The sequence below is a fragment of the Pedobacter yulinensis genome (genome assembly GCF_003029735.1).
Lineage (GTDB): Bacteria > Bacteroidota > Bacteroidia > Sphingobacteriales > Sphingobacteriaceae > Pedobacter > Pedobacter yulinensis.
The window spans coordinates 1,020,430-1,044,712 of the sequence record NZ_KZ686269.1 but is presented as its reverse complement, the minus strand read 5'-3'; the positions used below and the strand labels follow the sequence as shown (position 1 = coordinate 1,044,712).

General features: G+C 51.1%; 22 protein-coding genes and 2 tRNA genes. 10 read left to right on the top strand and 14 right to left on the bottom strand.

The features are described from left to right. Nucleotides 1–6: 6 nt before the first annotated feature. The 4 genes from C7T94_RS12005 to C7T94_RS11990 all read right to left on the bottom strand — a co-directional run bounded on the left by C7T94_RS12005 (nucleotide 7) and on the right by C7T94_RS11990 (nucleotide 3,217). Nucleotides 7–447, bottom strand: coding sequence for a nuclear transport factor 2 family protein (locus C7T94_RS12005; protein WP_107215555.1), 441 nt, complete (start codon nucleotides 445–447; stop codon nucleotides 7–9). Between the two features lie 86 nt (nucleotides 448–533). Then, nucleotides 534–1,331: an AraC family transcriptional regulator gene (locus C7T94_RS12000; RefSeq protein ID WP_107215554.1), complete on the bottom strand. Its 798-nt coding sequence runs from the start codon at nucleotides 1,329–1,331 to the stop codon at nucleotides 534–536. A 10-nt stretch (nucleotides 1,332–1,341) separates the two neighbouring features. Continuing rightward, nucleotides 1,342–1,992, bottom strand: a complete 651-nt coding sequence (locus C7T94_RS11995; RefSeq protein ID WP_107215553.1) for a uridine kinase family protein — start codon at nucleotides 1,990–1,992, stop codon at nucleotides 1,342–1,344. After that, nucleotides 1,982–3,217: a DPBB and LysM peptidoglycan-binding domain-containing protein gene (locus C7T94_RS11990; RefSeq protein ID WP_107215552.1), complete on the bottom strand. Its 1,236-nt coding sequence runs from the start codon at nucleotides 3,215–3,217 to the stop codon at nucleotides 1,982–1,984. The genes C7T94_RS11995 and C7T94_RS11990 overlap by 11 nt, the downstream gene beginning before the upstream one ends. A 176-nt stretch (nucleotides 3,218–3,393) precedes the next feature. Between C7T94_RS11990 and C7T94_RS11985 the strand changes: the two genes are divergently transcribed. Further along, nucleotides 3,394–3,873, top strand: coding sequence for a Dps family protein (locus tag C7T94_RS11985; RefSeq protein ID WP_107215551.1), 480 nt, complete (start codon nucleotides 3,394–3,396; stop codon nucleotides 3,871–3,873). A gap of 107 nt (nucleotides 3,874–3,980) precedes the next feature. Further along, nucleotides 3,981–5,810 carry a UbiD family decarboxylase gene (locus C7T94_RS11980; RefSeq protein WP_107215550.1) on the top strand — a complete coding sequence of 610 codons (1,830 nt, stop codon included), beginning with the start codon at nucleotides 3,981–3,983 and terminating at the stop codon, nucleotides 5,808–5,810. 78 nt (nucleotides 5,811–5,888) lie between these two features. Here C7T94_RS11980 and C7T94_RS11975 read toward each other — a convergent pair whose 3' ends face one another. Together C7T94_RS11975 and C7T94_RS11970 are read right to left on the bottom strand one after the other, a co-directional pair. Further along, nucleotides 5,889–7,409 carry an OmpP1/FadL family transporter gene (locus C7T94_RS11975; protein WP_107215549.1) on the bottom strand — a complete coding sequence of 507 codons (1,521 nt, stop codon included), beginning with the start codon at nucleotides 7,407–7,409 and terminating at the stop codon, nucleotides 5,889–5,891. A 21-nt stretch (nucleotides 7,410–7,430) separates the two neighbouring features. Continuing rightward, nucleotides 7,431–8,369: a hypothetical protein gene (locus C7T94_RS11970; RefSeq protein ID WP_162618666.1), complete on the bottom strand. Its 939-nt coding sequence runs from the start codon at nucleotides 8,367–8,369 to the stop codon at nucleotides 7,431–7,433. Nucleotides 8,370–8,472: 103 nt separating this feature from the next. On the opposite strand from C7T94_RS11970, the gene proS reads away from it, so the two are divergent. Genes proS through C7T94_RS11945 form a run of 5 tightly spaced genes read left to right on the top strand, consistent with a single transcriptional unit; the run spans nucleotide 8,473 to nucleotide 13,252 of the window. Then, complete coding sequence (gene proS, locus C7T94_RS11965) at nucleotides 8,473–9,945, top strand: proline--tRNA ligase (RefSeq protein WP_107215547.1); 1,473 nt, start codon at nucleotides 8,473–8,475, stop codon at nucleotides 9,943–9,945. Between the two features lie 37 nt (nucleotides 9,946–9,982). Next, nucleotides 9,983–10,678, top strand: coding sequence for a hypothetical protein (locus C7T94_RS11960; protein WP_107215546.1), 696 nt, complete (start codon nucleotides 9,983–9,985; stop codon nucleotides 10,676–10,678). Beyond that, a complete protein-coding gene (locus C7T94_RS11955) occupies nucleotides 10,675–11,814 on the top strand; it encodes a cystathionine gamma-synthase (RefSeq protein WP_107215545.1) in 1,140 nt (379 codons plus the stop codon). The genes C7T94_RS11960 and C7T94_RS11955 overlap by 4 nt, the downstream gene beginning before the upstream one ends. A 10-nt stretch (nucleotides 11,815–11,824) precedes the next feature. Then, on the top strand, nucleotides 11,825–12,679 hold the full coding sequence (locus C7T94_RS11950; RefSeq protein ID WP_107215544.1) for a TIGR02757 family protein: 855 nt from the start codon (nucleotides 11,825–11,827) through the stop codon (nucleotides 12,677–12,679). Nucleotides 12,680–12,697: 18 nt separating this feature from the next. Beyond that, the gene (locus C7T94_RS11945; protein ID WP_239495003.1) at nucleotides 12,698–13,252 is read left to right on the top strand and encodes a YdeI/OmpD-associated family protein; all 555 of its coding nucleotides are present in this window, start codon (nucleotides 12,698–12,700) and stop codon (nucleotides 13,250–13,252) included. On the opposite strand, the gene C7T94_RS11940 is transcribed toward C7T94_RS11945, so the two are convergent. The 6 genes from C7T94_RS11940 to C7T94_RS11915 all read right to left on the bottom strand — a co-directional run bounded on the left by C7T94_RS11940 (nucleotide 13,249) and on the right by C7T94_RS11915 (nucleotide 19,867). Then, complete coding sequence (locus C7T94_RS11940; RefSeq protein WP_107216093.1) at nucleotides 13,249–14,034, bottom strand: polyprenol monophosphomannose synthase; 786 nt, start codon at nucleotides 14,032–14,034, stop codon at nucleotides 13,249–13,251. The genes C7T94_RS11945 and C7T94_RS11940 overlap by 4 nt on opposite strands. Nucleotides 14,035–14,147: 113 nt before the next feature. Then, nucleotides 14,148–15,692 carry a peptide MFS transporter gene (locus tag C7T94_RS11935; RefSeq protein WP_204353270.1) on the bottom strand — a complete coding sequence of 515 codons (1,545 nt, stop codon included), beginning with the start codon at nucleotides 15,690–15,692 and terminating at the stop codon, nucleotides 14,148–14,150. Nucleotides 15,693–15,722: 30 nt separating this feature from the next. Further along, nucleotides 15,723–17,363 (bottom strand): peptide MFS transporter, encoded by a 1,641-nt coding sequence (locus tag C7T94_RS11930; protein WP_107216091.1) that lies wholly within the window; start codon nucleotides 17,361–17,363, stop codon nucleotides 15,723–15,725. Between the two features lie 97 nt (nucleotides 17,364–17,460). Continuing rightward, nucleotides 17,461–18,633: an acetyl-CoA C-acyltransferase gene (locus C7T94_RS11925; protein WP_107215543.1), complete on the bottom strand. Its 1,173-nt coding sequence runs from the start codon at nucleotides 18,631–18,633 to the stop codon at nucleotides 17,461–17,463. Nucleotides 18,634–18,718: 85 nt separating this feature from the next. Next, nucleotides 18,719–18,889, bottom strand: coding sequence for a type II toxin-antitoxin system antitoxin (locus C7T94_RS11920; protein WP_107216090.1), 171 nt, complete (start codon nucleotides 18,887–18,889; stop codon nucleotides 18,719–18,721). Nucleotides 18,890–19,009: 120 nt separating this feature from the next. Continuing rightward, on the bottom strand, nucleotides 19,010–19,867 hold the full coding sequence (locus tag C7T94_RS11915) for an SPFH domain-containing protein (protein WP_107215542.1): 858 nt from the start codon (nucleotides 19,865–19,867) through the stop codon (nucleotides 19,010–19,012). 119 nt (nucleotides 19,868–19,986) lie between these two features. On the opposite strand from C7T94_RS11915, the gene C7T94_RS11910 reads away from it, so the two are divergent. The 3 genes from C7T94_RS11910 to C7T94_RS11900 all read left to right on the top strand — a co-directional run bounded on the left by C7T94_RS11910 (nucleotide 19,987) and on the right by C7T94_RS11900 (nucleotide 22,320). Next, the gene (locus C7T94_RS11910; RefSeq protein WP_394341001.1) at nucleotides 19,987–22,065 is read left to right on the top strand and encodes an HD family phosphohydrolase; all 2,079 of its coding nucleotides are present in this window, start codon (nucleotides 19,987–19,989) and stop codon (nucleotides 22,063–22,065) included. A gap of 77 nt (nucleotides 22,066–22,142) precedes the next feature. Then, nucleotides 22,143–22,229: transfer RNA gene (locus tag C7T94_RS11905), tRNA-Ser, on the top strand. 17 nt (nucleotides 22,230–22,246) lie between these two features. Then, nucleotides 22,247–22,320, top strand: a tRNA-Pro gene (locus C7T94_RS11900). Between the two features lie 708 nt (nucleotides 22,321–23,028). On the opposite strand, the gene C7T94_RS11895 is transcribed toward C7T94_RS11900, so the two are convergent. Both C7T94_RS11895 and C7T94_RS11890 read right to left on the bottom strand, forming a co-directional pair. Further along, nucleotides 23,029–23,352, bottom strand: coding sequence for a nuclear transport factor 2 family protein (locus tag C7T94_RS11895; RefSeq protein ID WP_107215541.1), 324 nt, complete (start codon nucleotides 23,350–23,352; stop codon nucleotides 23,029–23,031). Between the two features lie 18 nt (nucleotides 23,353–23,370). Beyond that, nucleotides 23,371–24,165, bottom strand: coding sequence for an SDR family oxidoreductase (locus C7T94_RS11890; RefSeq protein ID WP_107215540.1), 795 nt, complete (start codon nucleotides 24,163–24,165; stop codon nucleotides 23,371–23,373). Nucleotides 24,166–24,283 lie beyond the last annotated feature (118 nt).

Genomic DNA, 24,283 nt, shown 5'->3' with positions numbered 1-24,283 from the left:
CACGGATCAGGGCTGGTCATAATAGGTAGCGTCACGTACAATCCGCCCTTCCCGGATCTTCAGGACCGTGCAAATGGGAAGCTCAAAAGGTTTACCTGCTTCCGTTCCTTTGGCGGTGAATTCAACGACAACCGTCTCACCATCCACATGCATGGACCGTATACTGTCGCGCACGTCTGGCACAGATTCCTGCATTGCTGCATATTTTGCTTCGGTCTCTGCCCGGCTTTGCCACACGAATCTCTGCCCCAGCGCCGGATCCAGGAACTGGGCCGTGTCAGCATACATTGCGGCATAAGCCTTCCAGTTGTGCGCATTGAAGTAAAAAAACAGGGAGTCGGCGACCGCTCTTATTGTGCCTCCTGTGTTCATCGGGCGATCTGAGCAAGCGGTAACAGCCAGTGTGCTGCAGATCAGCCATGCGAATTTGGTTTGTAAGTTCATCATTTGTCTTTTTTGGTAACAGTCCGTGTAGTCAGGCGGCTAAAATAAAATCAAGAGACCCCTTTGTATTGTACGAACCCGACCAGAAGTTACTTATTCAGAAAAAAATTAGCCATTGAAGGCGTATCGAAAAAGTAGCTTCCGGGATCTTCGCCACTGAATGCCTTGAAGTTCCTGATGAAATGTGACTGATCATAATAGCCGGAAACGAAGGTGATTTCCTGCCACGTGCTTTTTCCTTCGCGGATGAGCTGCCAGATATGGCTGAACCGGATAACCTGTGCATACAACTTCGGCGAGAGTCCCACATAGTGTCTGAACAGCCGTTGCAATTGCCTTTCTGTAACGCCGGTAGCAGCACATAGCCCAGCAGTACTGATTTGTCCTCGCTGCCCGAAAATCAGCGCAACGGCGGTCTCCACAGGATTATCCTGCCAGCGCCCGGAAATCTTCAAAAAGTGACTGTCCAATATGCTGGTAAGCTGTTCCTTTGTAGGTCCGGCCGGAATGCCGCTCTGAAATACGTTAAGGCGTTCGTAGGCAGGAAGGCTTAAATCGGCAATGACATCGGTAAGGCGATGCATGGGCAGATCATAAAGTTGAGTGAGACCCGTAGGTTTAAATTTTACGGCGAACATCCCGGTTTTTCCTGTGTTCCGGATGCTGAAGAAACTGGTAAGCTGGCCCGCTACGATTTGGAGACTGCTATGTTTCCAGGCGCCCTGCTGGTTATTTTCGTAAGGATCGCCATAATGGAAAATTAACTCTGGAAAACCGTCCGGAATAATTTTTTCAATGCGCGTCCCGGTGTCGCTGTCTTCCATCAGCCAGTAACATTCAATGATCCGGGCAAGATCTGGGTGAGGAGAGAAGCGTTCGAAGATCATGGCGACAGAGTCAGCGGCCTGTTCTGTGTTGCTCCAGCCTGACTTTGACTTCTTGCGAGATCAATTCGGTCGCACGGATAATGTCGTCGGGATCATTGCTGTTGTTTTCGACGATCTTGTGGCAATGAGAGCGGTAGGGCAGTAGAAACTCGTTATACGAGGGCATGACATGGTTGTGCCATTTATAGCGTACATCATCTTCCGGGTAACCACGTTCCATGCCGTCGCGCATAATGCGGCGGTCAAGGGCTACCTGCTCGTCTGCCTCCACAAAAATCCGCAGGTCAAGCAAGGCATCGATTTCCTTGAAGTGCAGGATAAACAGCCCTTCAACGATCAGGATGGGTGCCGGCTTGATTTCGAGTATTTTAACGACTGCAAGGGGGTTATTGAAATTGTATTCTTTTTTGTAAACGGCTTCGCCGCTAATCAGCTTGCGTATATCGCTTAGAAACTGCCCGTCGTCGATGGTAGAAGGCAGGTCGAAATTGTAAAGTTTATTTTCTTCCTGCGTCATTTCGCCCGCATGAATGTAGTAGTCATCCTGCGATACCAGCGTCACCTCATCCTGTACAAAATGGTGAAGAAAACAATTCAGAAAAAACGTCTTGCCGGAGCCGCTTCCGCCGGCAATGCCGATAATAAAAGGTCTATTGTTCATTTTCCTGAACGCCGTAGGAGAGGTTACAAAAAAATCGTTTATCAAGCGCACCCAATGAATCGGCCACCGCTTTCGTCATGACGATGATGACATCTTTGGTGGTTTCATTTTCGGTAAATTTACCCACTACTTTGGCAAAGGTGGTCCGGTTCGTCATCGGGTTGGTTACCTTGATGACTGTACCGATCGGTGCCGTGCGGTGCAACACCAGCATTTTACTGGCATCCAGCTCCGGGTCTGTAATAAATACAGCAGTCCCTTTTTCTTCCACCTGGTTGAGGCCGTACCTGCTTGCCGGATACCGTAGAGACGGGTCTTTCAGTGTATCGCCGTTTGCCGGCGTTTCTTCTGCGCCGGCAACAGGTTTTGGAGGGTATTCGCCCTTAATGAGCAATTTCTGGCCGGTGGTCAATGCATTGTTGCCAAGGTTATTTTTACGCTTAATCTCATCCATCGTCACGCCATGTTTGACAGATATCGAATAAATGGTTTCGTTCGAAGCGACTGTATGCTCAACATAACCCGGCGTTGCCGTTTTGGCCGAAGCATCCACTTCATAAGTTTTACCCGCAGGCGCAGGTTGGGAACTCCGCGGAGTGGCTGTAACCGGAGGTTGCACAGCCGGCTTCTCGGGTGCCGTGCGGGTATCCTGTACAACACGCTGATTGGTTTCCTGCTGGGTATTTTCGGTGCTGCCCGCAAGCGTACCCTGGTTTGACGGAATGCGCAGAACCTGGCCGATGCTCAGGTTAATGGTGCGCAGGTTATTGACACGTTTAATTTCGTTCACCGTTGTGCCATACCGTTGGGCAAGCAGGTTGAGATTTTCCTTCCGTTGAACAACGTGTTCAACAAGGCCGGTTTCGGGGACTGATTGCGCTGGCTGTGCCTGTGCAGCCTCTTTTTGCTGCTGTGCGGCCTGTGCCCGTTGTTCGGTTTGGTATTGAGGGTTGGTAGGCTGTGCAGAAGTGAAGTCGATTTGGGTAGGAACCTTTATGATGACCCCGATGCTCAGGAATTTATTCTTGTTGAAACTCATGATATCTTTAGGCGCAACATTATAACGCCTGCCAATCGAGTAATAGGTGTCTTTTGCATCGACCTTGTGTACGACGACCCGCTTTCCGTTGTTGTTTTCCACACTAATGGAATCGGGCACCACAGCCGCATTGCTCTTGGCCGCAAAAAAAAGCGGCAAGGCAACCGTAACTAAAAATTTATACATCTATGATCCTATAAAACTATGAAAACAAGGGTACAATAATACGAATATTCTGGCATACCTTGTGATTACTAAACGGCATCTTAACATTGGTATTGTGGCAGCCCCGCACAATAATAGCTGCCCGCAAACATTTGCTGAAACCGATTGTTTTGAGGTGGTAAAACTACTCAAATACCATGGACGCAAAAGAAATAAGCTTGAACGAAAAAGCGGTCAGACCAATTGTCGATATGCTCAATGATTACCTGGCAAACTACCACATTCACTACCAGAAACTGCGTGGCTGTCACTGGAACATCAAGGGCCAGAATTTTTTCACCTTACATATAAAATTTGAAGAGCTGTATACGGAAGCTCAGACCACTATTGATGAGATCGCAGAGCGCGTGCTTACACTCGGTAAACCGCCGCACAGCCGGTTTGAGGACTACATCAGGGCATCAACCATCAAGGAAGTTGATACCATCGGCATGGCAGACCTCGATATGGTAGACGAAATCCTGGCAGATATGGCCAAACTGATCGAACTGGAACGTGAACTACTCGACGCGACCGAACAGGCTGGCGACGATGGCACCAACGACATGGTAAACAGGTTTATGCAGTTTAAAGAAAAAACCACCTGGATGTTGCGCTCATTTGCCGGCAAAAAATAAACGCTGCAAGCAGGAACAGGCCGCCGTATTTCCAGCCAACCTGGATTTGCGGCGGCTTTTTCATTGGTTTGATTCAGCCATCGCCAATTGATTTCTATCTTTGCCAAATGGGCTATAAAAATTTGCGCGATTGCGTCAACGACCTGGAGCGGAACGGCCACCTGGTACGGGTTACTGAAGAAGTTGATCCATACCTGGAAATGGCAGCCATACACATGCGTGTTTTTGACGCAAAAGGACCTGCATTACTTTTTGAAAACATAAAAGGCAGCAGTTTTCCGGCCGTTTCCAACCTGTTTGGAACACTCGAACGGTCGGCTTTTATGTTCCGGGACAGCCTTGGTGCAGTAAAACAACTCGTGTCGCTCCGTTCAGACCCCGTAAAAGCGCTTCGCAACCCGCTTAAATATGCAGGCAGCGCGGCGCAGGCCTTTTCTGCACTTCCGTGGAAGCTCGGCTATTCGTGGAATCATTTCAGCGAAACCACCATATCGGCCCTGCCTCAGATCGTCAACTGGCCTATGGACGGGGGGCCGTTCGTGACCATGCCGCAGGTTTATACCGAAGACCCCGACCGCAAGGGCGTAATGAATGCCAACCTTGGTATGTACCGGATTCAGCTGGCAGGGAATGACTACCTGCAAAACCAGGAGATCGGGCTTCATTACCAGATTCACCGGGGCATTGGCGTACACCAGAGCAAAGCCAACGCAAAAGGACAGCCTTTAAAGGTGAGCATTTTTGTTGGCGGCCCGCCGGCTCATCCCCTGGCTGCAGTTATGCCGCTTCCTGAAGGTTTATCTGAACTGACCTTCGCGGGAGCACTGGGCAACAGGCGGTTCCGTTATTTTTACGACCGGGAGGGTTTCTGCCTGTCGGCCGATGCTGATTTTGTCATCACCGGCACGGTCTATCCACAAGAGAACAAACCTGAAGGCCCGTTTGGAGACCACTTGGGCTATTACAGCCTGGTTCATCCTTTTCCCCTGATGAAAGTACACAAGGTTTATCACCGCAAAGATGCGATCTGGTCGTTCACCGTGGTGGGCCGGCCTCCGCAGGAGGATACCGCTTTTGGTGCATTGATCCACGAAATAACAGGTGCGGCAATGCCTAAAGAGATCAACGGATTAAAAGAAGTTCATGCGGTCGACGCAGCCGGTGTGCATCCGCTGCTGTTTGCCATTGGCAGCGAGCGTTACACCCCATACCTGGACGACCGGAAACCTCAGGAGATTCTGACTATTTCAAACCATATTCTCGGTAAAAACCAGCTTAGTCTGGCCAAATACCTGTTTATTGCTGCACGTGAAGATAATGAGCAGCTTTCCACACATGACATTGAACAGTTCCTGCTCCATGTGCTCGAGCGGATCGATTTGATGCGGGATCTTCATTTCCATACCAATACTACCATCGACACCCTCGACTACAGCGGCAGCGGACTAAACAGCGGTTCCAAATTGGTGCTGGCTGCTGCCGGTAAGCCAAAACGCCGCCTGGCAAGCGTACTGCCGGCTGGCCTGACCGGTAGCATGGGGAATGCGTTGATGGCCATCCCGGGGATAGTTGCTGTTCAGGCGCCTGCTTACCTGAATGCGGAAGCAACTGAGGAACTGGTCTCAGCTATAGAGCGTGACTTGCCTGAAAATTCGAGACAGGACACCGTTATCCTGGTACTCTGCGACGATGCCGGTTTTACGGCCGCAACTATCAGCAACCTGGTTTGGGTAACGTTTACCCGCAGCAACCCGGCGGCAGATGTATATGGGCTGGGCGCAATCGTAAAAGACAAACACTGGGGTTGTGCGGGACCGCTCGTTATTGACGCGCGCAAGAAACCACATCATGCACCCGAGCTTGTGAAAGATCCGGGTGTTGAACAGCGTATTAACAGGCTGGGAGCGCAGGGGCGTTCGCTGTACGGAATTATCTGAGTAAAGCGGCAGCGCCGCAACTAAATAAAAAGCCGCCGGCAGGTCATTCCTCCGGCGGCTTTTCTATACTAACTTGTATTAGAATCTTAAACCAACAGTCAGGAAAATGTTGTTTTTCCCGGTTTTTGCATCAGCAATCGGCTCTGACCCATCAGCTAAGCCATAGGTCGTAAAGCTGCTCTTGTAATCATGATATTGGTAAGCAAGGTCGATTGAATAGTTTTTCACACGATAGCCAAGGCCGCCACTGTAGGTCTTTGTTGCAAAATCGCCGTTGTCATCGTTTTGGAAAGCACTTCCGTTAATCCCGTAGCCGGCGCGCAAACTAATCAGGTCCAGTTTGTACTCAGCCCCGAAACGGAAATTTACTGCCTCTTTGTACAGGTTTTTTACCGCGTTGTTGTTAGAGGCAATGGTTGCCGCGTCGCCATTGTTGTTGTTGCGGTTAAATACCATACTGGCGTAGTCAATGTAGTCAATGTCTGCACTGATCAATGCCGTGCCGCCGATCACATAACTGGCACCAAGCGATCCCTTAAGCGGGGTACGCAGGTTGTAGGTGAAAGGGAACTCGTCAGGTGTGTTGGTATAATTCCGGCTAAAACTCGCCTTGGTAAGCCGGTTGTCAACAGTTTCTGTGTAGATATCTTCGACGGTAAACCACGTTGGCGTCTGTAGGGTGGCTCCAATACGGAATTCGCTGACCGGTCGGAAGATCATGCCAATGCGGGCATTAATACCTGAACCTTTTGACTCCTGTGAGGTACGGTAAGTCAGGTCATAATTGTGAATGCTCGGGTTGCTTACCTGGTCTGTCTCATTCGGATCAACATTGACAGTCCCTTTTTCCATATAATTCAGGTTGCGCATGTAGCGGGTGTTTACCAGGCCCAGGCTACCCCCGATGTAAAATTCATTTGAAATGTTGAATGCTACATTGAAGTTAAGTTCTGACACTGAGCCGGTCCGGGTATCATTGATCCGGTTTGAGTTTGACGACGGTGTACCCAGGCCGTACGTGCCATCGTAATTGATCAGGAAACTGTCGTATGCCATGGCAGGCAGACCAGCAAATCCATTATTATTTGGCGCCAGGCCGGTTTCATTGGCCAGTTCGCTAAAGAAATTACGAATCGATGGTCCTGAATTGGCTGTGCCGGCATAATCATAAAAGGCACTGAAATCGTTGTTCCGGTTGTAGTTAATCCCCAATACCACGCTAAGCAGGCCTTTATCGGTATTCTCGCCCGTATTGCGGGTTGTCGGATTATACCAGGCCACGCCCAGCTGGTTCAGGTTCAGCATGCCTTTGTTCGATTTCGAAGCTTGCCCAAGGTATTGGGTGGAAGCCGAAGTCTGGTTAAACTCGGGCGTGAACGAAAATTCTGACCGGGTGAAAAAACCCATCCCGGCCGGGTTGCCGCCCATTGAGCTGATGTCGCCGCCCAGGCCGATCTGTGCGCCGCCTAAACCCCGTATGCGGGCAGAAGCGCCGTAATTTGACTGGGAAAAGCGCAGCGCGTCTCCTTCATATTGTGCATATGCAGTGCTTGCAGCAGCTACTGTAATTGCTGCAAGCATGATTGAAAATTTCTTCATTTGTGTTTGTGTGCGTTAAGACTAGCCCCTTCCCCTGGTTGGACGTCCGCCGCCGCCGCCGCTGCTGCCTGATGACCCGCCGCCAGAATTAGAAGGTGGAGGCGTGTAGGTTGGCCTGGATTCTGTACGTGCAGGCGGCGTATAGGTTGGGCGGCTGTTTTCGCTGTTGCCACGGCTCGGCCTGTTGTACTCGGTGTTCCCGTTGCTGCGTGTTGAAGGATTGCTGCCGTTGCCCGAACTGCGGTCAGGACGGTACATTTCTGAACGCGACCGGCCGGAAACCCGGTCGCCATTGGCATCGGTAACTGCGGTACGCGAGCGCGGGCTCAATCCGTTGTAGGCGTTACCCTCGCCGCGGCTAGGCCTTGCATAGTCGCTGCCGCGTGCCGGCCGAGGCCTGTAGTCCGGTACATTGGTCGTGCGGCCGGTATACCAGCCACCGGTTCCGCCCCAATAACCTCCGCCACCCCAGCCAATGCCGCCGCCCCAGTAGTTGCCATAACCCCAGTAAGGCGACCAGTAATTGTTCCAGCCCCAGTAAGGCGACCAGGCAGAATTCCAGCCCCAGTTGTTCCAGCCCCATCCGCCGTAAGGCGAATTCCAGTAGTTGCCATAAAATGGTCCGCCAAGTCCGAAGCCGAGCGACAGCCCGCTTCCATAGTACCCGTAATACGGATCATAATACGTACGCCATGGGCTGCCGTAGTAAAATCTGTTGATTCTTGATGAGTAATCCATGTCGTAATAAGGATCGCTTGTGCCGTAGTACTCATCGTCGTAATAACTCTGCGTGCCTCTTGCCGCCTGCGGTACAGCTTTACGCTCCACCACGCGCGCCTGGGCGTTTGAATTATACACATCGTCGCTGGTCGTATTGCTCGCCAGCTTCGAGGTTGAGCAGGATGCCATGAACAAGGTCACGACAACCGCTAACGGTAAAATTTTGTGTACAGGTCTCATATTATTTGGTGTTGTGTGTTAGAATTTTTTTGTAGGTATAAATTTATAAATTTGCAGCCATACATACTAATAAAATAGCTGCAATTTACGTTCCATTAACATTATGAGCAAAGAAATAACGAGCCGTGTAACGGATTATTCACAATGGTATAACGACATCGTCGTTAAGGCCGATCTGGCAGAGCATTCTGCCGTAAGGGGGTGCATGGTTATCAAGCCCCATGGCTACGCCATCTGGGAAAAAATGCAGGCCGTGCTGGACCGCATGTTCAAGGAAACCGGACACAGCAACGCTTATTTCCCGCTCTTTATACCCAAGTCTTATTTTTCGAAAGAGGCAAGCCATGTGGACGGTTTTGCAACCGAATGCGCGGTGGTTACGCACTATCGCCTGAAAAATGACGGCAACGGGAACATCGTAGTGGATGAGAACGCGAAACTGGAAGAAGAACTGGTCGTAAGGCCAACTTCAGAAACCATTATCTGGAATACATACAAGGGCTGGATCGAGTCGTACCGGGATCTGCCGATCCTGGTTAACCAGTGGGCGAACGTGGTGCGATGGGAAATGCGAACCAGGCTGTTCCTGCGTACCGCAGAGTTTTTGTGGCAGGAAGGGCACACAGCCCATGCAACCCAGGAGGAAGCCATAGAAGAAAGCGAACGCATGCTTCATGTTTACGCCGATTTTGTGGAGAATTGGATGGCTGTTCCGGTGGTCAGGGGCAGAAAATCGGCCAATGAACGTTTTGCCGGCGCCCTGGAAACTTACTGTATTGAGGCACTCATGCAGGATGGAAAGGCGCTTCAGGCTGGTACCTCACATTTCCTGGGGCAGAACTTCGCGAAGGCATTCGACGTCAAATTTACCGGCCGCGATGGCAAACTCGAATACGTTTGGGCTACTTCGTGGGGCGTCTCTACCCGTTTAATCGGTGCGCTGATCATGGCACACAGCGATGACTCCGGACTGGTCATTCCGCCGAAACTTGCGCCCATCCAGGTGGTCATCGTTCCGATCTACAAGGGAACCGAAGAGCTCGATGCAATCAGCTCGTTCGTCAGCGAACTCGTTGTTAAACTTAAGGCGAAGGGCATTGCCGTTAAATACGACGACCGGGATACACAACGCCCTGGATTCAAATTTGCGGAGTATGAAATGAAGGGCGTGCCTGTGCGCATCGCCGTCGGTAAACGCGACATGGAAAACGGCACAGTCGAGGTAGCCCGCCGGGATACCAAAACGAAATTGACTGTAGGCCAGGATGGCCTGGAAATTTACCTTCAGCAGTTGCTGGAAGAAATTCAGCAGAACCTGTTTGACCGCGCACTTGCTTTCCGCGATTCACATATTACACCGGCCAATTCGTATGAAGAATTCAAGCAGCTTCTCGATGAGAAAGGCGGCTTTATTTCAGCGCACTGGGACGGTACACCGGAGACCGAGCAGCGCATTAAAGAGGAAACGAAAGCGACCATTCGCTGCATTCCGCTTGACAATCCTCGGGAAGAGGGTGTCTGCATACTGACCGGAAAACCGTCTACACAGCGCGTGCTGTTTGCACGGGCTTATTAATGCCTGTTCGTACGCACAGGGCACATTCAAGATATAGATGAACGCAGAAGAAAACTATCAGCAAATTCTTGCGGAACTGAAAAACAGGGCTTCAGTCAAACAAGCGACCTACCGGAGCACCAGGGCCGTATTTGAAGAACTTAAATCGGTGCTTTCGGGCATAGCCGGCTCCATGCAAAAAGACCACCAGGACCCTGCGGTCGAAGTGGCCTACCGGGAAAACAACCAGTTCGAAGCACAGCTTAAATTTTCGGGCGACATGCTGGTCGCTTCGATGCACAGCAATGTTTTTACTTTCCCGGAAGAGCACCGCATCCGGCAGGCTCCTGCGGTTGCGGTCGATTCGTCAGCGGCGTATTGCGGCGTCATCTATATCCATAATTTCCTTGCCGATTCCATTAAATACAACCGGCTGGCCGATGTAGGGTACCTGGTGGCGCGCATATTTGTTAACCGCAACAAACAATTCCTGGTAGAGGGCGAGGGCCAGCTTGGTTTTCTCTGGAGTGAGTTTTCAACGCAGGTCATGGATCGTGCGCACTTGCTGAACATTGCCCAGCAGGCTGTTCTGCATTGCATCAAATCTGACCTGGTGGCGCCGCCGTTCGCCGCCGAAAAAATGCTCACACTTGACCAGAAACAGTCGATGATCGCGAACAGCGGTTACCCAACAGGCAAACACATTGGCTACCGCTTCAGGGCGGAGCTGGAAAACGAAAACAACGTATCATGAAATTTGCAACAAAAGCCATACATGCAGGGCAGGAGCCCGATCCAAGCACCGGAGCGGTGATGACCCCCATCTACCAGACATCTACCTACTGGCAGAAATCGCCCGGAGACAACAAAGGTTATGAGTATTCCCGCGGTACCAACCCGACCAGGAAAGCACTTGAAGATTGCATGGCGGCACTGGAGAACGCCAGGTATGGTCTTGCTTTTTCGAGTGGGATGGGGGCGACCGATGCCGTGATGAAATTGCTCAACCCCGGCGACCAAGTAATTACGGGAAATGACCTGTACGGAGGCTCATACCGCATATTCACAAAAATTTTCAGCAAGTACGGCATCAAATTCCATTTCCTGGACATGAGCGATCCCGAAAGTATCATTCCATATATCAATGAAAAAACGCGGTTGATCTGGATCGAAACGCCCACAAATCCAACCATGCAAGTTGTTGATATCGAGGCTGTAGCCCGGATTGCCAAAAAACACGACCTGATCCTGACGGTCGATAACACGTTCGCTTCCCCGTACCTGCAAAACCCGATTGATCTGGGCGCAGATATCGTGATGCACTCGGTAACGAAATACATCGGCGGCCATTCTGATGTGGTCATGGGCGCCCTGTTGCTCAACAATGAGCAATTGTACAAGGATCTTTGGTTCATTTATAATGCCTGCGGGGCAACGCCAGGACCACAGGATGCTTTTCTGGTGCTGAGGGGGATCAAAACCCTGCACCTGCGCATGCGTGCGCATTGTGAAAACGGAGAACGTGTTGCCCGTTACCTGAAAACCCATCCAAAGGTCGACAAGATCTACTGGCCGGGTTTTGAGGACCATCCCGGCCATGAAATCGCCAAGAAACAGATGCGTGGCTTTGGCGGCATGATATCCATTACCCTCAAAGACGCCGATCTTCAGGAGACCTTTCGTGTTGCATCAGGTTTTAAGGTCTTTACACTTGCCGAGTCACTCGGCGGGGTGGAATCGCTCATCAACCATCCTGTAAGCATGACACATGGTTCTATTCCGAAGGCAGAACGGGAAAAAGCAGGCGTAACCGATAATTTGCTGCGGCTTAGCGTTGGTGTCGAAGACATTGAAGACCTGCTGGCCGACCTTGAACAGGCACTTGCATAAGAAGGGGGTGATGAGCCAGGACCTCAAGGCTTTTCTTGATGCCAAAGCAGACTGGTACAACCGTCCTGAATTTATAGCCGCCGACCCGGTCAGTATTCCGCACCGGTTCACAAAAAAGCAGGATATCGAAATTGCCGGGTTCTTTGCCGCCGTACTGGCCTGGGGACAGCGCAAAACGATCATTAATAAATGCCTGGAATTAATGGCCCGCATGGATGACGCGCCTTATGACTTTATAACCGGCCACAGCGATCATGACCTGAAACGTTTGCTTGGCTTCAAACACCGCACGTTCAACGACACAGACCTGCTGTACTTCGTGGCATTTTTCAGGGCGCACTACCGGCGGCACAGCAGCCTTGAGGCGGCCTTTATTCCTGGGATGGATACCTTTAATCCGGCTTACCTGGAGGCCGGCTTTCCTGGTCTGCCGGCAGCCGAAGCGGTCAGTTCGCCGGTTTGTTTGCAGGGGGCGCTCCGGTTTGATCTGCAGGACGCGCTTGACCATTTTCGGCGGTACTTCTTTTCCTTACCTGACTTTCCTGACCGTACAAAGAAACACGTATCGGCGCCCAGCCAGAAATCGACGTGCAAACGGCTGTGTATGTTTTTGCGTTGGATGGTCCGGGCAGATGACCGTGGAGTCGATTTTGGTATCTGGAAGACGCTCAGGCCGGCTCAGCTGATCTGTCCCTGCGACGTTCATGTAGACCGCGTGGCGCGGAATCTCGGCCTGATATCCAGGAAACAAACCGACTGGCTTACAGCGGTCGAGCTGACCGCTGCATTGCGGTGTTTCGATCCTGAAGATCCGGTCAGATACGATTTTGCCCTGTTCGGGCTGGGCGTTGAAGGCGCCATTTAACTGAAATCCGTTTAAGTAATGACAGCGCATAACTCAATAGACCCATTGATTACGGTATCGGCCGAAATTGAAAAATTCGGCACCGAAGCCGCTGAAAAAGCTGGATGGCGATACATCCTGGTGCCAGCGGCGCTGGCGGGCATACTCAGGCCGGGACACCGTCAAAGCTACCGGGTTAAGGGTTTGATTGACCGCGTCCCGGTTGAGGGCATGTCGCTGGTGCCTGTAGGCGGTGGTGACTTTATCCTGGCACTGAACGGGCCGCTGCGGCGGCAGCTGGGCAAAAAGGAAGGCGATGTCGTGACCGCGGTCCTGCAGGAAGATAAAGATTTTAAGATTGAAATGCCTGAAGACCTGGAAATGTGCCTCCTAGATGAACCTGGAACACTTGAAAAGTTCATGGCGCAGCCCAAATCACACCGGAACTATTTTATCAACTGGATCAACCAGGCAAAAACATTGCCTACCCGTGAGAAACGGCTCGTCATGACGGTGAATGCTATGCTTCGGGGGCTGGACTTTGGTGGCATGATCCGCGCTGAACAAGCCAGCCGGAAAGATGCACGCAGTTAAGTACTGCGCTGGGGCGCTGTTAGTTGAGATTCGCTGCTCTTTATCGCGCGCCTGTAATTCCTGAACCAACTGCTGATTTTCATCTGGATCACCCCGAAAAAGGCTTCCCTGAAAATTCGTGTGCTCATCTTTGAAACGCCTTCTGTGCGGTCGGTAAAAATGATGGGTACTTCGACGACTGTAAAACCATATTTGATGGCGGTGAATTTCATCTCGATCTGAAATGCGTAACCTACGAACCGTATCTTGTCGAGCGGTATGGTCTCCAAAACCTCGCGTCTGAAACACTTGAAACCTGCAGTAGCATCCTGTATCGTGATGCGCGTAATGAACCGCACATACATGGAAGCAAAGTAAGACATGAGCACGCGACCCATAGGCCAATTCACGACATTTACTCCTTTTACATAACGTGAGCCAACGGCTACATCGGCATTGCCTGCTGTGGGCAAACAGGCGTGGCGCAGCCTGATCAGGTCGTCGGGATTATGAGAAAAATCGGCATCCATTTCGAAAATGTATGCATAGCCATGATCGAGCGCCCATTTGAACCCATGGATATAGGCCGTACCAAGTCCCAGTTTACCGCTGCGTTCTTCGATGAAGAGGTGACCGTCATACTCCTGCTGCAGGGCTTTAACAATATCGGCGGTCCCATCCGGCGACCCATCGTCAATAATCAGCACATGGAAAGGCTGAGCAAGTGAAAAGACCTTGCGTACGATCTTTTCGATATTTTCCTTTTCGTTATACGTGGGAATGATGACGAGGCTGTCTGACACTGTCTGGATATTGGTAATGGGCGGTCTCAAATAAATTGCGGGTAAAACTACGCATAAAAAACAAAAACCCGCAGCACGGTGCCTGTGCTGCGGGTTAAAATGTGTTAAACTCCTCAGTCCTGAGCGGCCATGAGTTTTTGCAACCATTTGGTCATCAGGAACAGGATGGCAGAGGCAACGCCGGCCATGACAACAAACAGCATAAAAAATTCGTTCAGGTTGCTCATTTCATACCCCAGGAAAGAAGTTGTCTTGCCTGCTTCAGGATACAGTGAGCTCAGTTTTCCCGCCAGCACGTTCGCAATGGCGTTGGCAGTAAACCACACCGCCATTAGCAGCGACGCGAATTTAAAAGGCGCGAGTTTATTGACCAGCGAAAGCCCGATGGGCGAAAGGCAGAGCTCGCCCCAGGTGTGAAACGCATACATGCCTATGAGCCAGATCATGCTGACCTTGATGCCGGGTCCGGCATCCTTGACACCCGTTGCAATCCAGAAATACCCAAGCGCCAGGAACAGGAGACCAAGGGCCATTTTGGTTGGAGCCGATGGTTCGCGTTTGCCCATTTTCATCCAGATCAGTGCAAAAATGAAAGAGAATATGACCACGAAGGTTGAATTGAGCGACTGGAACCAACTGGCAGGAACTACGAAAAAGCCGAGGTCGCGCTGTGTTTGTTCTTCTGCAAAGAAGGTCAGCGAGGCGCCGGCCTGTTCAAATGCGCTCCAGAAAAAGATGACGAAGAAGGAAACGATGAAAATGACCAGTACTTTTTTCTTTTCGGCCGACGAAAGTTTCGGATCAAGAAAGATCATAGCTGCAATGATCACGATCGCCGCCAGCATCAGGTAACTCAGGAAACTGAATTTCTGCGCATCGACATACAGCAGCCCTACACATATGCCCGAGTAGATAAGCAGCCCCAGGTAGACCAGCACCTGGTTGGGCCGTTTTTTCTTTTCAAGGCCATGCTCGGGTTCCAGGCCAAGCAGTGCACCTTCAGGATCACGCACATGTTTATCGCGGAAAATGATAAACACGATCACGGCGAGCAGCATGGCGACAGCTCCCGCCAGGAAAGCCCATTTAAAATCGGCAGGATCGCCGGTGTCGCCCACAAGGCCGCAAATAAAAGGCCCGAATGCTCCTCCAACGTTGATACCCATATAAAAGATGGTGTATGCTGCGTCTTTGCGGTGGTCTCCGGCAGGATAAAGCTGGCCCACCATTGACGAAATATTGGGCTTGAAAAAACCATTACCCGAAATCATGAAACCAAGTCCAGAGAAGAAGAGGAAGGTGCTGAGGTCTGGCGCACTCTGGTAAACGGATGCGCAGGCAAAAAGGATGAGCTCACCGAGGGCCATCAGCAGTCCGCCGGTTACGATCGATCGGCGATTTCCCCAGTAACGATCTGCCACGAACCCCCCGATCAGTGGCGTGAGGTAAACCAGGCCGGTATAACTGCCGTACAGGTTCGAAGAAAAAACTTTGTCAAGCAGCAGCGCTTTGGTCATGAACAGGACAAGCACGGCCCGCATGCCATAATAGTTGAAGCGCTCCCACATTTCGGTTGCAAACAGCACGTACAGTCCCTTTGGGTGCCCCGAAGGCGAACTGTCGAGCTTTTCCGGCTTCATAATTTCTGATTGGTCCATTAGTCTTATTTTAGTTAATGATGAGTAAGCTTATGTATGCCTTTGGATGATTGATCGCAGCCATTTGATCATCAGGAAAATAACCAACCCGGCCAGCATGCAGGCTGCGAAATTGACCCAAAAGAAATTGGCCTTGTCGTTGTAACTGTCCCACATGGAGGCCAGCACGCCGCTGAGTTTGTTGCCGATCGAAGTGGCCAGGAACCAACCGCCCATGAGCAGGGAGGTAAGCCGTGGCGGCGCAACCTTCGAGACCAGCGAAAGACCGATGGGCGAAAGGAACAGCTCGCCAATGGTAATTACACCGTAAGAGGCGATCAGCCACCAGGCAGAAGATTTTTCCATGGTAATATCGGTCGAATAGATGGCCATGGCCATGATCGAGGTAGAAAGGCCTGTTATCAGCAGGCCCCAACCAATTTTGGCAGGTGTGGACGGCTCGGCATTACGTTTCCTGAGGAAGGAAAAGAACGAAATGACCAATGGCGTGAGGATGATGATGAAAAAGGGGTTGACCGACTGAAAGATCTCGGTCGAAACCAATTGCACCTTTGAAGCTGGTTCCGGCCATTTTTCTTTAGGCAGGTTCTGAAAATAGGGATGTGGCGAAACGGTCATCACTTTTTCGCCAGAGGCGTCTTTTAGCTGCCGAAAATAGCGATCATGTGCCGGGAAGGAGTCAGGCCTGGCCGACAGCTCCTGTACCATGCCGAAAGGACGCACCGCATCTGCTGCTGGCGGGCTGATCTGCCGGTCGGTATAAGTTTCGGCGAAATTGGTCAGCGCTGAAGAGTTCTGTTTAAAAACAGCCCAGAAAACAATAACTACAGCGAAAATAGAAAGCAGCGCTGCAATGCGCGACTTATCTTCTTTATTGGATCTGACGAGCAGGTGCACATAAAAACCGATTACCGGAATACAGGCTGTGATGAAGGCATCTGTCGAATCTGAGCCGAAAATAGTTCCCGGTATAAACCAGCCGAGCACCCCCGCCACAAGCATGGGCAGAATGACCAGCCACACGACCCTTTTAACGGGCATGTCTTCAGGATTTGCGGGTTTCATGACGTCTGCATAACGAATGTGCCGGTCGCCGGCCATAAACCAGGCTGTGCCGATCAGCATGCCGATCCCTGCCGCTGCAAAAGCGTAACCCCAGCCATAAGCGTTGCGCATGTAAGCGGCTACAAAATTACAGATAAAGGCGCCTACATTGATGCTCATGTAGAAAATGTTGTAGCCATTGTCTTTCAGGCTCCGGTTGGTCGGAGCGTCATAAAGGTTTCCAAGCAGGGTGGAGATATTGGGCTTAAAAAATCCGTTTCCGACAACCAGCAGCAAGACCGCAGGCCAGAAAGCTTCGGTTTGCGGAATGGCCAGCATAAAATATCCGGCAGACATCATGAGTCCGCCAAGAATGACAGATTTGCGGTACCCAAGTACCTTATCGGCCATCAGGCCACCGATAAAAGGAGTGAGGTAAACAAGCCCGAGGTAAGTGCCAACGATGTCTGATGCTTCCCGGTTGTCGTAGCCAAAGCCGCCTTTCGGGTCTTTAAGGTAAAGCAATAAAATGCCGAGCATCAGGTAATACCCGAAGCGTTCCCACATTTCGGTAAAAAACAAAACAGAGAGCCCCTTTGGATGCCGGGGCTTTGAAGAATCAGACATAATTTGTTTGGGTGTAGGTTTGCTCAAGCCGCGCAAGATAAAAACTGCCGGCCAAAGGGACAAATAGTTCGCCGGCAGTTCTGCAATTTATATACTTCTAGATCTTTTCAACAACAATTGCGCTCGCGCCGCCACCGCCGTTGCAGATCCCTGCAACACCGATCTTGCCGCCATTCTTTTGCATGACTGATAACAGCGTGACAAGGATTCTTGCGCCCGAGGCGCCAAGCGGGTGACCCAGGGAAACGGCACCCCCTCTCAGGTTTACCCTTGATTGGTCCAGGCCAAGTGCCTGGTTATTCGCCAGGGCGACGACTGAAAAAGCCTCGTTGATCTCGAAATGATCGACCTCAGTGATTTGAATGCCAGCAGCTTCGAGTGCACGTGGTATGGCTTTGGCCGGTGCGGTCGTAAACCACTCAGGCGCCTGCTGTGCATCGGCAAAACCCCTGATCCGTGCAAGGGGGGTAAGACCCGCACTTGCCGCTTTTTCAGCACTCATCAACACCAAAGCGGCAGCACCGTCGTTCAGGGTGGAGGCATTTGCGGCTGTTACCGTGCCGTCTTTTTTGAAAACAGGTTTGAGACCGAGAATTTTCTCGAATTTAACGGTGGCAGGCTCTTCATCGCGGTCAATCAAGGTGTCGCCTTTCCGGTCTGTCACCGTAACAGGCACGATCTCGTCGGTAAACTCTCCTTTTTCCTGGGCGGTCTGCGCACGTTTGTATGATTCGATTGCGTAAGCATCCTGAGCCTCCCGGCCAATGCCGCATTCAGCAGCACAAAGTTCAGCGGCCGAGCCCATGTGGTAATCGTTATACACGTCCCAGAGGCCGTCTTTAACCAATCCGTCGGTTAGCTGACCATGGCCGAGCCGGTAACCGTTTCGCACTTTATCGAGGTAATAAGGTACGTTGCTCATGCTTTCCATCCCCCCGGCAACGACGACATCCTGCTGGCCGAGCGCAATGCTCTGGGCGGCCAACATCACGGCCTTCATGCCCGATGCGCAAACTTTATTAACGGTCGTGGCGGGCAGGTCTGGCAGCCCGGCAAATTTAGCTGCCTGGGTGGCCGGGGCCTGACCAAGGTTGGCAGAGAGGACATTGCCCATGTAAACTTCACCGACCTCTAGCGGGTCAATGCCTGCTTTTTCTATGGCTGCTTTAATGGCTATTCCGCCCAGCTGACTTGCTGATAATGAGGAAAGCGAGCCGCCGAAACTGCCAATAGGCGTACGCACAGCTGCTACGATGACGACATCTTTCATGTGTGTTCCTTTTTGAATACTGGTTAGTGCTGCTAAGATAGGGCTTTCGCCCGAATGCACAAGATGGGTCCCGGTAAAAGGGGAGTTAAGCCGGTTTATCGCCGGCTTTCCTTTTCCTTGCCTTCAGGGCCTGGCTAAGCAGGTATTCGATCTGGCCGTTGGTGCTGCGAAATTCTTCGGCAGCCCATTGTTCCAGTTCCTGCATCATCGCCGGACTCACCCTTAACACAAATGCTTTCTTTTCTTTATCAGGCATAAACTGGTTTCTGAACATTCTTTGGATAGAGCAGGATAAAACTTTTGGTGTGAACTGCAAACTGGCCGTTATGCGACAAGCTGTCGAAAGAAATCCTGCGTTGTGTATACCCCGTACTTTTTAAGGATACAGGGTTCCCGCATTGACCACAGGCGATACATTGCGCTCCCCGCAAAGAACGACCAACAGGTTGCTTACCATGGCCGCCTTCCGTTCTTCGTCCAGCTCGACAATGCCTTTTTCAGACAAGCGGGCAAGCGCCATCTCGACCATGCCTACGGCTCCTTCTACGATCTGTTTCCTCGCGGCTACAACAGCTGTGGCCTGCTGCCGCTGCAGCATGGCTCCGGCAATTTCTGGCGCATAAGCCAGGTGTGAGAGGCGTGCTTCCAAGACTTCGATTCCGGCCCGGTCCAGGCGCTCGCTCAATTCGCTTTCAAGCAGCGCGCTCACTTTTTCTGCACCATCTTTCAGCGTAATGGACGCCTCTTCATCTTCAAAATTGTCATAAGGGAAGAGGTTGGCCAAATGCCGAACGGCCGCTTCACTCTGAATGGATACATATTGCATGTAATTTTCCACAGAGAAAGTGGCTTTCGCTGTTTCTTTCACCTGCCAGACCACGACAGCGGCAATTTCAATGGGATTACCCAGTTTGTCATTTACTTTGATCTGCTGGCCGTTCAGGTTGTTGGCGCGAAGCGATACGCGTTTTTTTACTGTCAAGGGGTTAACGCAGAAAAAGCCATCGCTTTTTACTGTGCCGACGTATTTACCGAAAAGCGTCAGCACCTTGGCCTCGTTCGGGTCATTGATGATCAATCCCGGAAGTACCAAAATCAAATCGGCGGCCAGCACCAGCGAGCCTGTCCAGTAAAATGCGTTGACAAGGGCCAGCACGCCTGCGGCCAGTGCGATCAAAAATAAAAAGAAGATGAGATAGCCAGAAGGCGGATGAATAATTTTTTCCTGATACATATGATATTAATTTGATATCATAAATGTAGCAAGTTCAACTGAACTTTTCAAGGGTGCGCAGCAAAACTTATTGTTAAAATTTATGTTTATTTTTGGGCGCACTAATTGTCACTCACATTTTGGCCAAGATCAAACGAAATTCCCAGCGGCTTCTTTACCGGAAATACTCTTCGAACATCAAGTATATCATGATGGTGATATCGGTGCTGGTTATTACTCTTTACTTACCAAAGCAGCCGCGTTTCCGGTACGAATTTGAAAAAGGGAAGAACTGGATGAACAGGGACTTGGTGGCACCGTTCAGTTTCGCGATTTTAAAAACGCCGGGGCAGATCCTGGCCGACCGGAACGAAGTGCTTAAAAACGTCTTGCCTGTGTACCAGCTGAATAAAAAGCTGGGGGATATCGAAATAGAAAGTTTTTCTGGTGAGTTTGATGTAAAGTGGGCATCGGCGGCGCCAGGCGAGCGGGAGCGGGATGCAAACAAAGCCCGCGCGGTAGCCCTTCTGACTGCGATTTACAGGAAAGGAGTGGTCGGCGTCAACAACATGCACCTGGGAGGCAAGAGCAGTTACGACTTTTCACTGCTGACCGACAATGTTTCGAAAAGGCTGAGTACACAGGATGTGTTTACGACGGAGGGGGCCGTTAACTATTTCAGGACAAACTTCAAATCGACAAGCGTTAGGGCAAATGAAATGGTCAATGAACTGGCTGAAGGCCACATCAGGCCGAACATTTCTTTTGATGAACGGTTGACGGCCGTTGTGCAGCAGAATACCATTGAAAATATATCCTCGACACGCGGAATGGTGCAGAAAGGCGAGCTGATCGTGTCGCGCAATGCGGTGATCGATGATGAAATTTATCAGAAGCTCGAATCGTTCAGGACCACGTACGATGCGCAGACCAAAAGCATCGGCAGCAGTGCGCAGGTGTACATCGGCCAGGTACTATTGGTTGGTTTCACCATTTCGCTCCTAATGATCTTCCTGGCCATGTTCAGAAAAGACATTTATGCTGATAACCGGCAGCTGTCGCTCATCCTGATCGTGGTAACCGGTATGCTGCTGGCGCTGACGTTTGCCATTAAGATGAACCTGCCCAGTCTGTATTATATTCCGTTTTGTATTGTTCCGATTATTATCCGCATCCTGTTTGATACCCGGCTGGCGCTTTACCTGCACCTGCTGGTGATCCTGGTGGCGGGCTTTTTTGTGGGCAACGCCTTTGAGTTTGTTTTTTACCAGGTTACCGCTGGCATGGTGGCCATTTACAGCATTAAAAACTTCATTAAACGCGCGCGTTTCCTGCTTTCTGCCTTTTATATCCTGCTGGCCTACCTGATTTCGTTCCTGGGCATTGCTTTGCTGCGCGAAGGTTCGTTCGGTGAGATTGAATGGCTGAATTTTGCGCCGTTCGTATTCAGTGTGTTGCTGTCCCTCCTGGCTTATCCGCTGATCTGGGCCTTTGAGCGGGTGTTCGGCATCACCTCTGACGTGGCGCTGATCGAGCTGACCAATACCAACAACAAGCTGCTGCGTGACCTGGCTTTTAAGGCGCCGGGCACGTTCCAACACTCGCTGCAGGTGGCCAACCTGGCCGAGGCGGCGATCTTTAAGATCGGCGGGAACGCCTTGCTCGTGCGTGCGGGCGCATTGTATCACGACATTGGTAAGATGGAGAACCCGCAGTATTTTATCGAGAACCAGAATACGGCCGAAAGTCCGCACGATAAGCTGCCATATGAACAAAGTGCCCAGATCATCATTCAGCATGTACACAAGGGGATTGAGATTACCAGGAAACATCAGCTGCCGGAAGCGGTAATTGATTTTATCCGCACGCACCACGGCAATACGCGGGTCGACTATTTTTACCAGTCATTCCTGAAAAATTCGCCTGAAAAGTTTGTCGATGAAAACACCTTCCGGTACCCCGGGCCGATCCCGTTTTCGAAGGAAACCGGGGTGCTCATGCTTGCCGATTCGGTCGAGGCGGCTTCACGAAGCCTCAAAAATCCGGATATGGAAAGCATCAATGCACTGGTAGAACGGATCATTAATTACAAGCTGGAGCAGGACCAGCTCGATAATTGCGATCTGACCTTAAAAGATATTGAAACTATTAAGCTGATATTCAAGACAATGTTGATGAGCATCTACCACGTGCGGATAGATTATCAACAACATGCGTAATTTTTTTTTGCAGAATACACTGAATTGCTATATTTGCAGACCTTAAAACAGCGGCAGGACTGCTTGCTGAAAGGTGAGGTGAGGTGCCTGAGAGGCCGAAAGGAACAGTTTGCTAAACTGTCGTACGGGCAACCGTACCGCGGGTTCGAATCCCGCTCTCACCGCTGACTCAGTCAGTTTTCGGGGTGTAGCGTAGCCCGGTATCGCGCCACATTTGGGATGTGGAGGTCGTAGGTTCGAATCCTGCCACCCCGACAAACGAAACAGAAGCCTCCGCGTAGCGGGGGCTTTGCTGTTTCCGGCCCGACCGAAGCCGCAGGCTTCAGGGAGGGGCGGGAACAGCAAAGCCCAGAAAAACCTCAGGTTTTTCGGCTTCTGTTTCGTTTGTCTACCCCCCTCCAGGATCGCGCGAGGAACGAGCGCAATCCTGCCACCCCGACCAAATCCCCCTTGAGAGAAACCGCAGGTTTCGGTGAAAGCATGAAGAGAAACCGGAGGCTTCGCATAAAAGCACAGCATTCGCGCCTGAATGGCGTGGCCGAAAGCGGAACAGGTCTACGCTTGCCGAGCGAGGAAGATTAGTAGAGAAGCGCAATCCTGCCACCCCGACCAAATCCCCCTTGAGAGAAACCGCAGGTTCGACGAAAAGCCAGGAAACCGCAGGTTTCGACAAAAATCGGAGTATTCACGGGCTGAATGTATCGGTGCCAGCCGAGGCAAGAGGTATCTGCCTCAAGTGTCAGCTGCCTTCAGGAACGAGCGCAATCCTGCCACCACGATGAAACCACAAAAACCGCTCTTCACATGTTGAATAGCGGTTTTTGTTATTAGCCATATGCCGACTACCGTAATCAACGGCTATTTCTTTTCGCATCCTGTCGGATCTTGGATTTGCGAAAAGCCACTGTTTCCTACACATGTGGGCACCTTGTTCTGCATCAGCGGTCTCTTGTAACCCGCGTGTTATCCACTTACTTTTAGAGAATCGATCAGGTCATCCTCCAGTACCAAATGAAACTGCAGCACTGCCGGGCTTCCGGGAAATGTACCAGATACCTTTGCGGTCAGTATTCCCTTCGGTCCGGTCGCCTCATATTTGAGGGGCTCCATGAAACTTTGGTATTTCTCATTGGCATCTTCTATCCATTGGCGGATTTCTGTTTTCCCTTTGTGGGTTTTACCTTCGTCATGAACGACGGCAGAATCGGTGAAACACGCTACATAAGCGTTGCTGTCGTGGTTGTTTTGCGTTTCAATAAAGCGCTCTACTACTTTGTGTAATTTCATGGTTGTTTTACTTGCTTTTCAAATTGTTGGAATTGTTCCTCCGTCAATGACGAATTCAGAGCCACTCAGATAGTTAGCCCGTGGCGAGGCAAGGAAGCCGACAAGTTCAGCAACCTCTTCGGGTTCTGCGGGTCTTCCGGCTGGTATGCCGCCAAGGGCAGCGATAACGCTTTTCTGCGCATCCTCAATAGAACAGTTTGAGCTCCTGGCGATCCGTTCCAGAAAATGCTTGACATTTTCGGTGTTGATCCAGCCCGGGGAAACCGTCAGCACCCGCACCCCTTTGGCCGTTACTTCTTTTGCCAAGCCTTTGCTGTAGTTGATGAGTCCGGCTTTAGCGGCGGCATAGGGGAGTGTTGCATCGTACAAGGGGAGCCGACCCTGGATAGAAGCAATGTGAATGATCACACCGTTACCCCGCCCAAGCATCTGGGGCAGGAATGCCCTGTCTAACCTGACCGGTGCGAATAAGTTTGTACTGATCGTTTTTTCCCAATGCTCATCGCTGAGTGCTGCGAAGCCGCCGCCCGGTGTTTCTGAGGCGCCCAGGTTGTTGACGAGAATATCCAATCTGCCGTAGCGCTCCAATGTTTCGCTGGCAACCAAAGCTGCTGCGCCGCGCTGGCTCAGGTCAGCCGCGATAAAATGCACGTCCGGATCTGCCTGTTCGGGTATGTTTCTTGCCGTGATGACAACGGTAGCGCCTGCGGCTTTTAAGCGAGCGGCGATCGCTTTTCCGGCGCCCTTTGTGCCGCCCGTTACGAGGGCTATCTTCCCAGATAGTTCATGGCTGTAATTGGTCTGCTGTTCCATAAATCTTTAATTTTATGCAAATCTCAGCAGTACGCCGGTACCAAACAATTACGGGCTTACGAATCAAATAGGGACAAACTTATCCGTATTGCTCGCTTAATCAGTTCAGTGTATATTT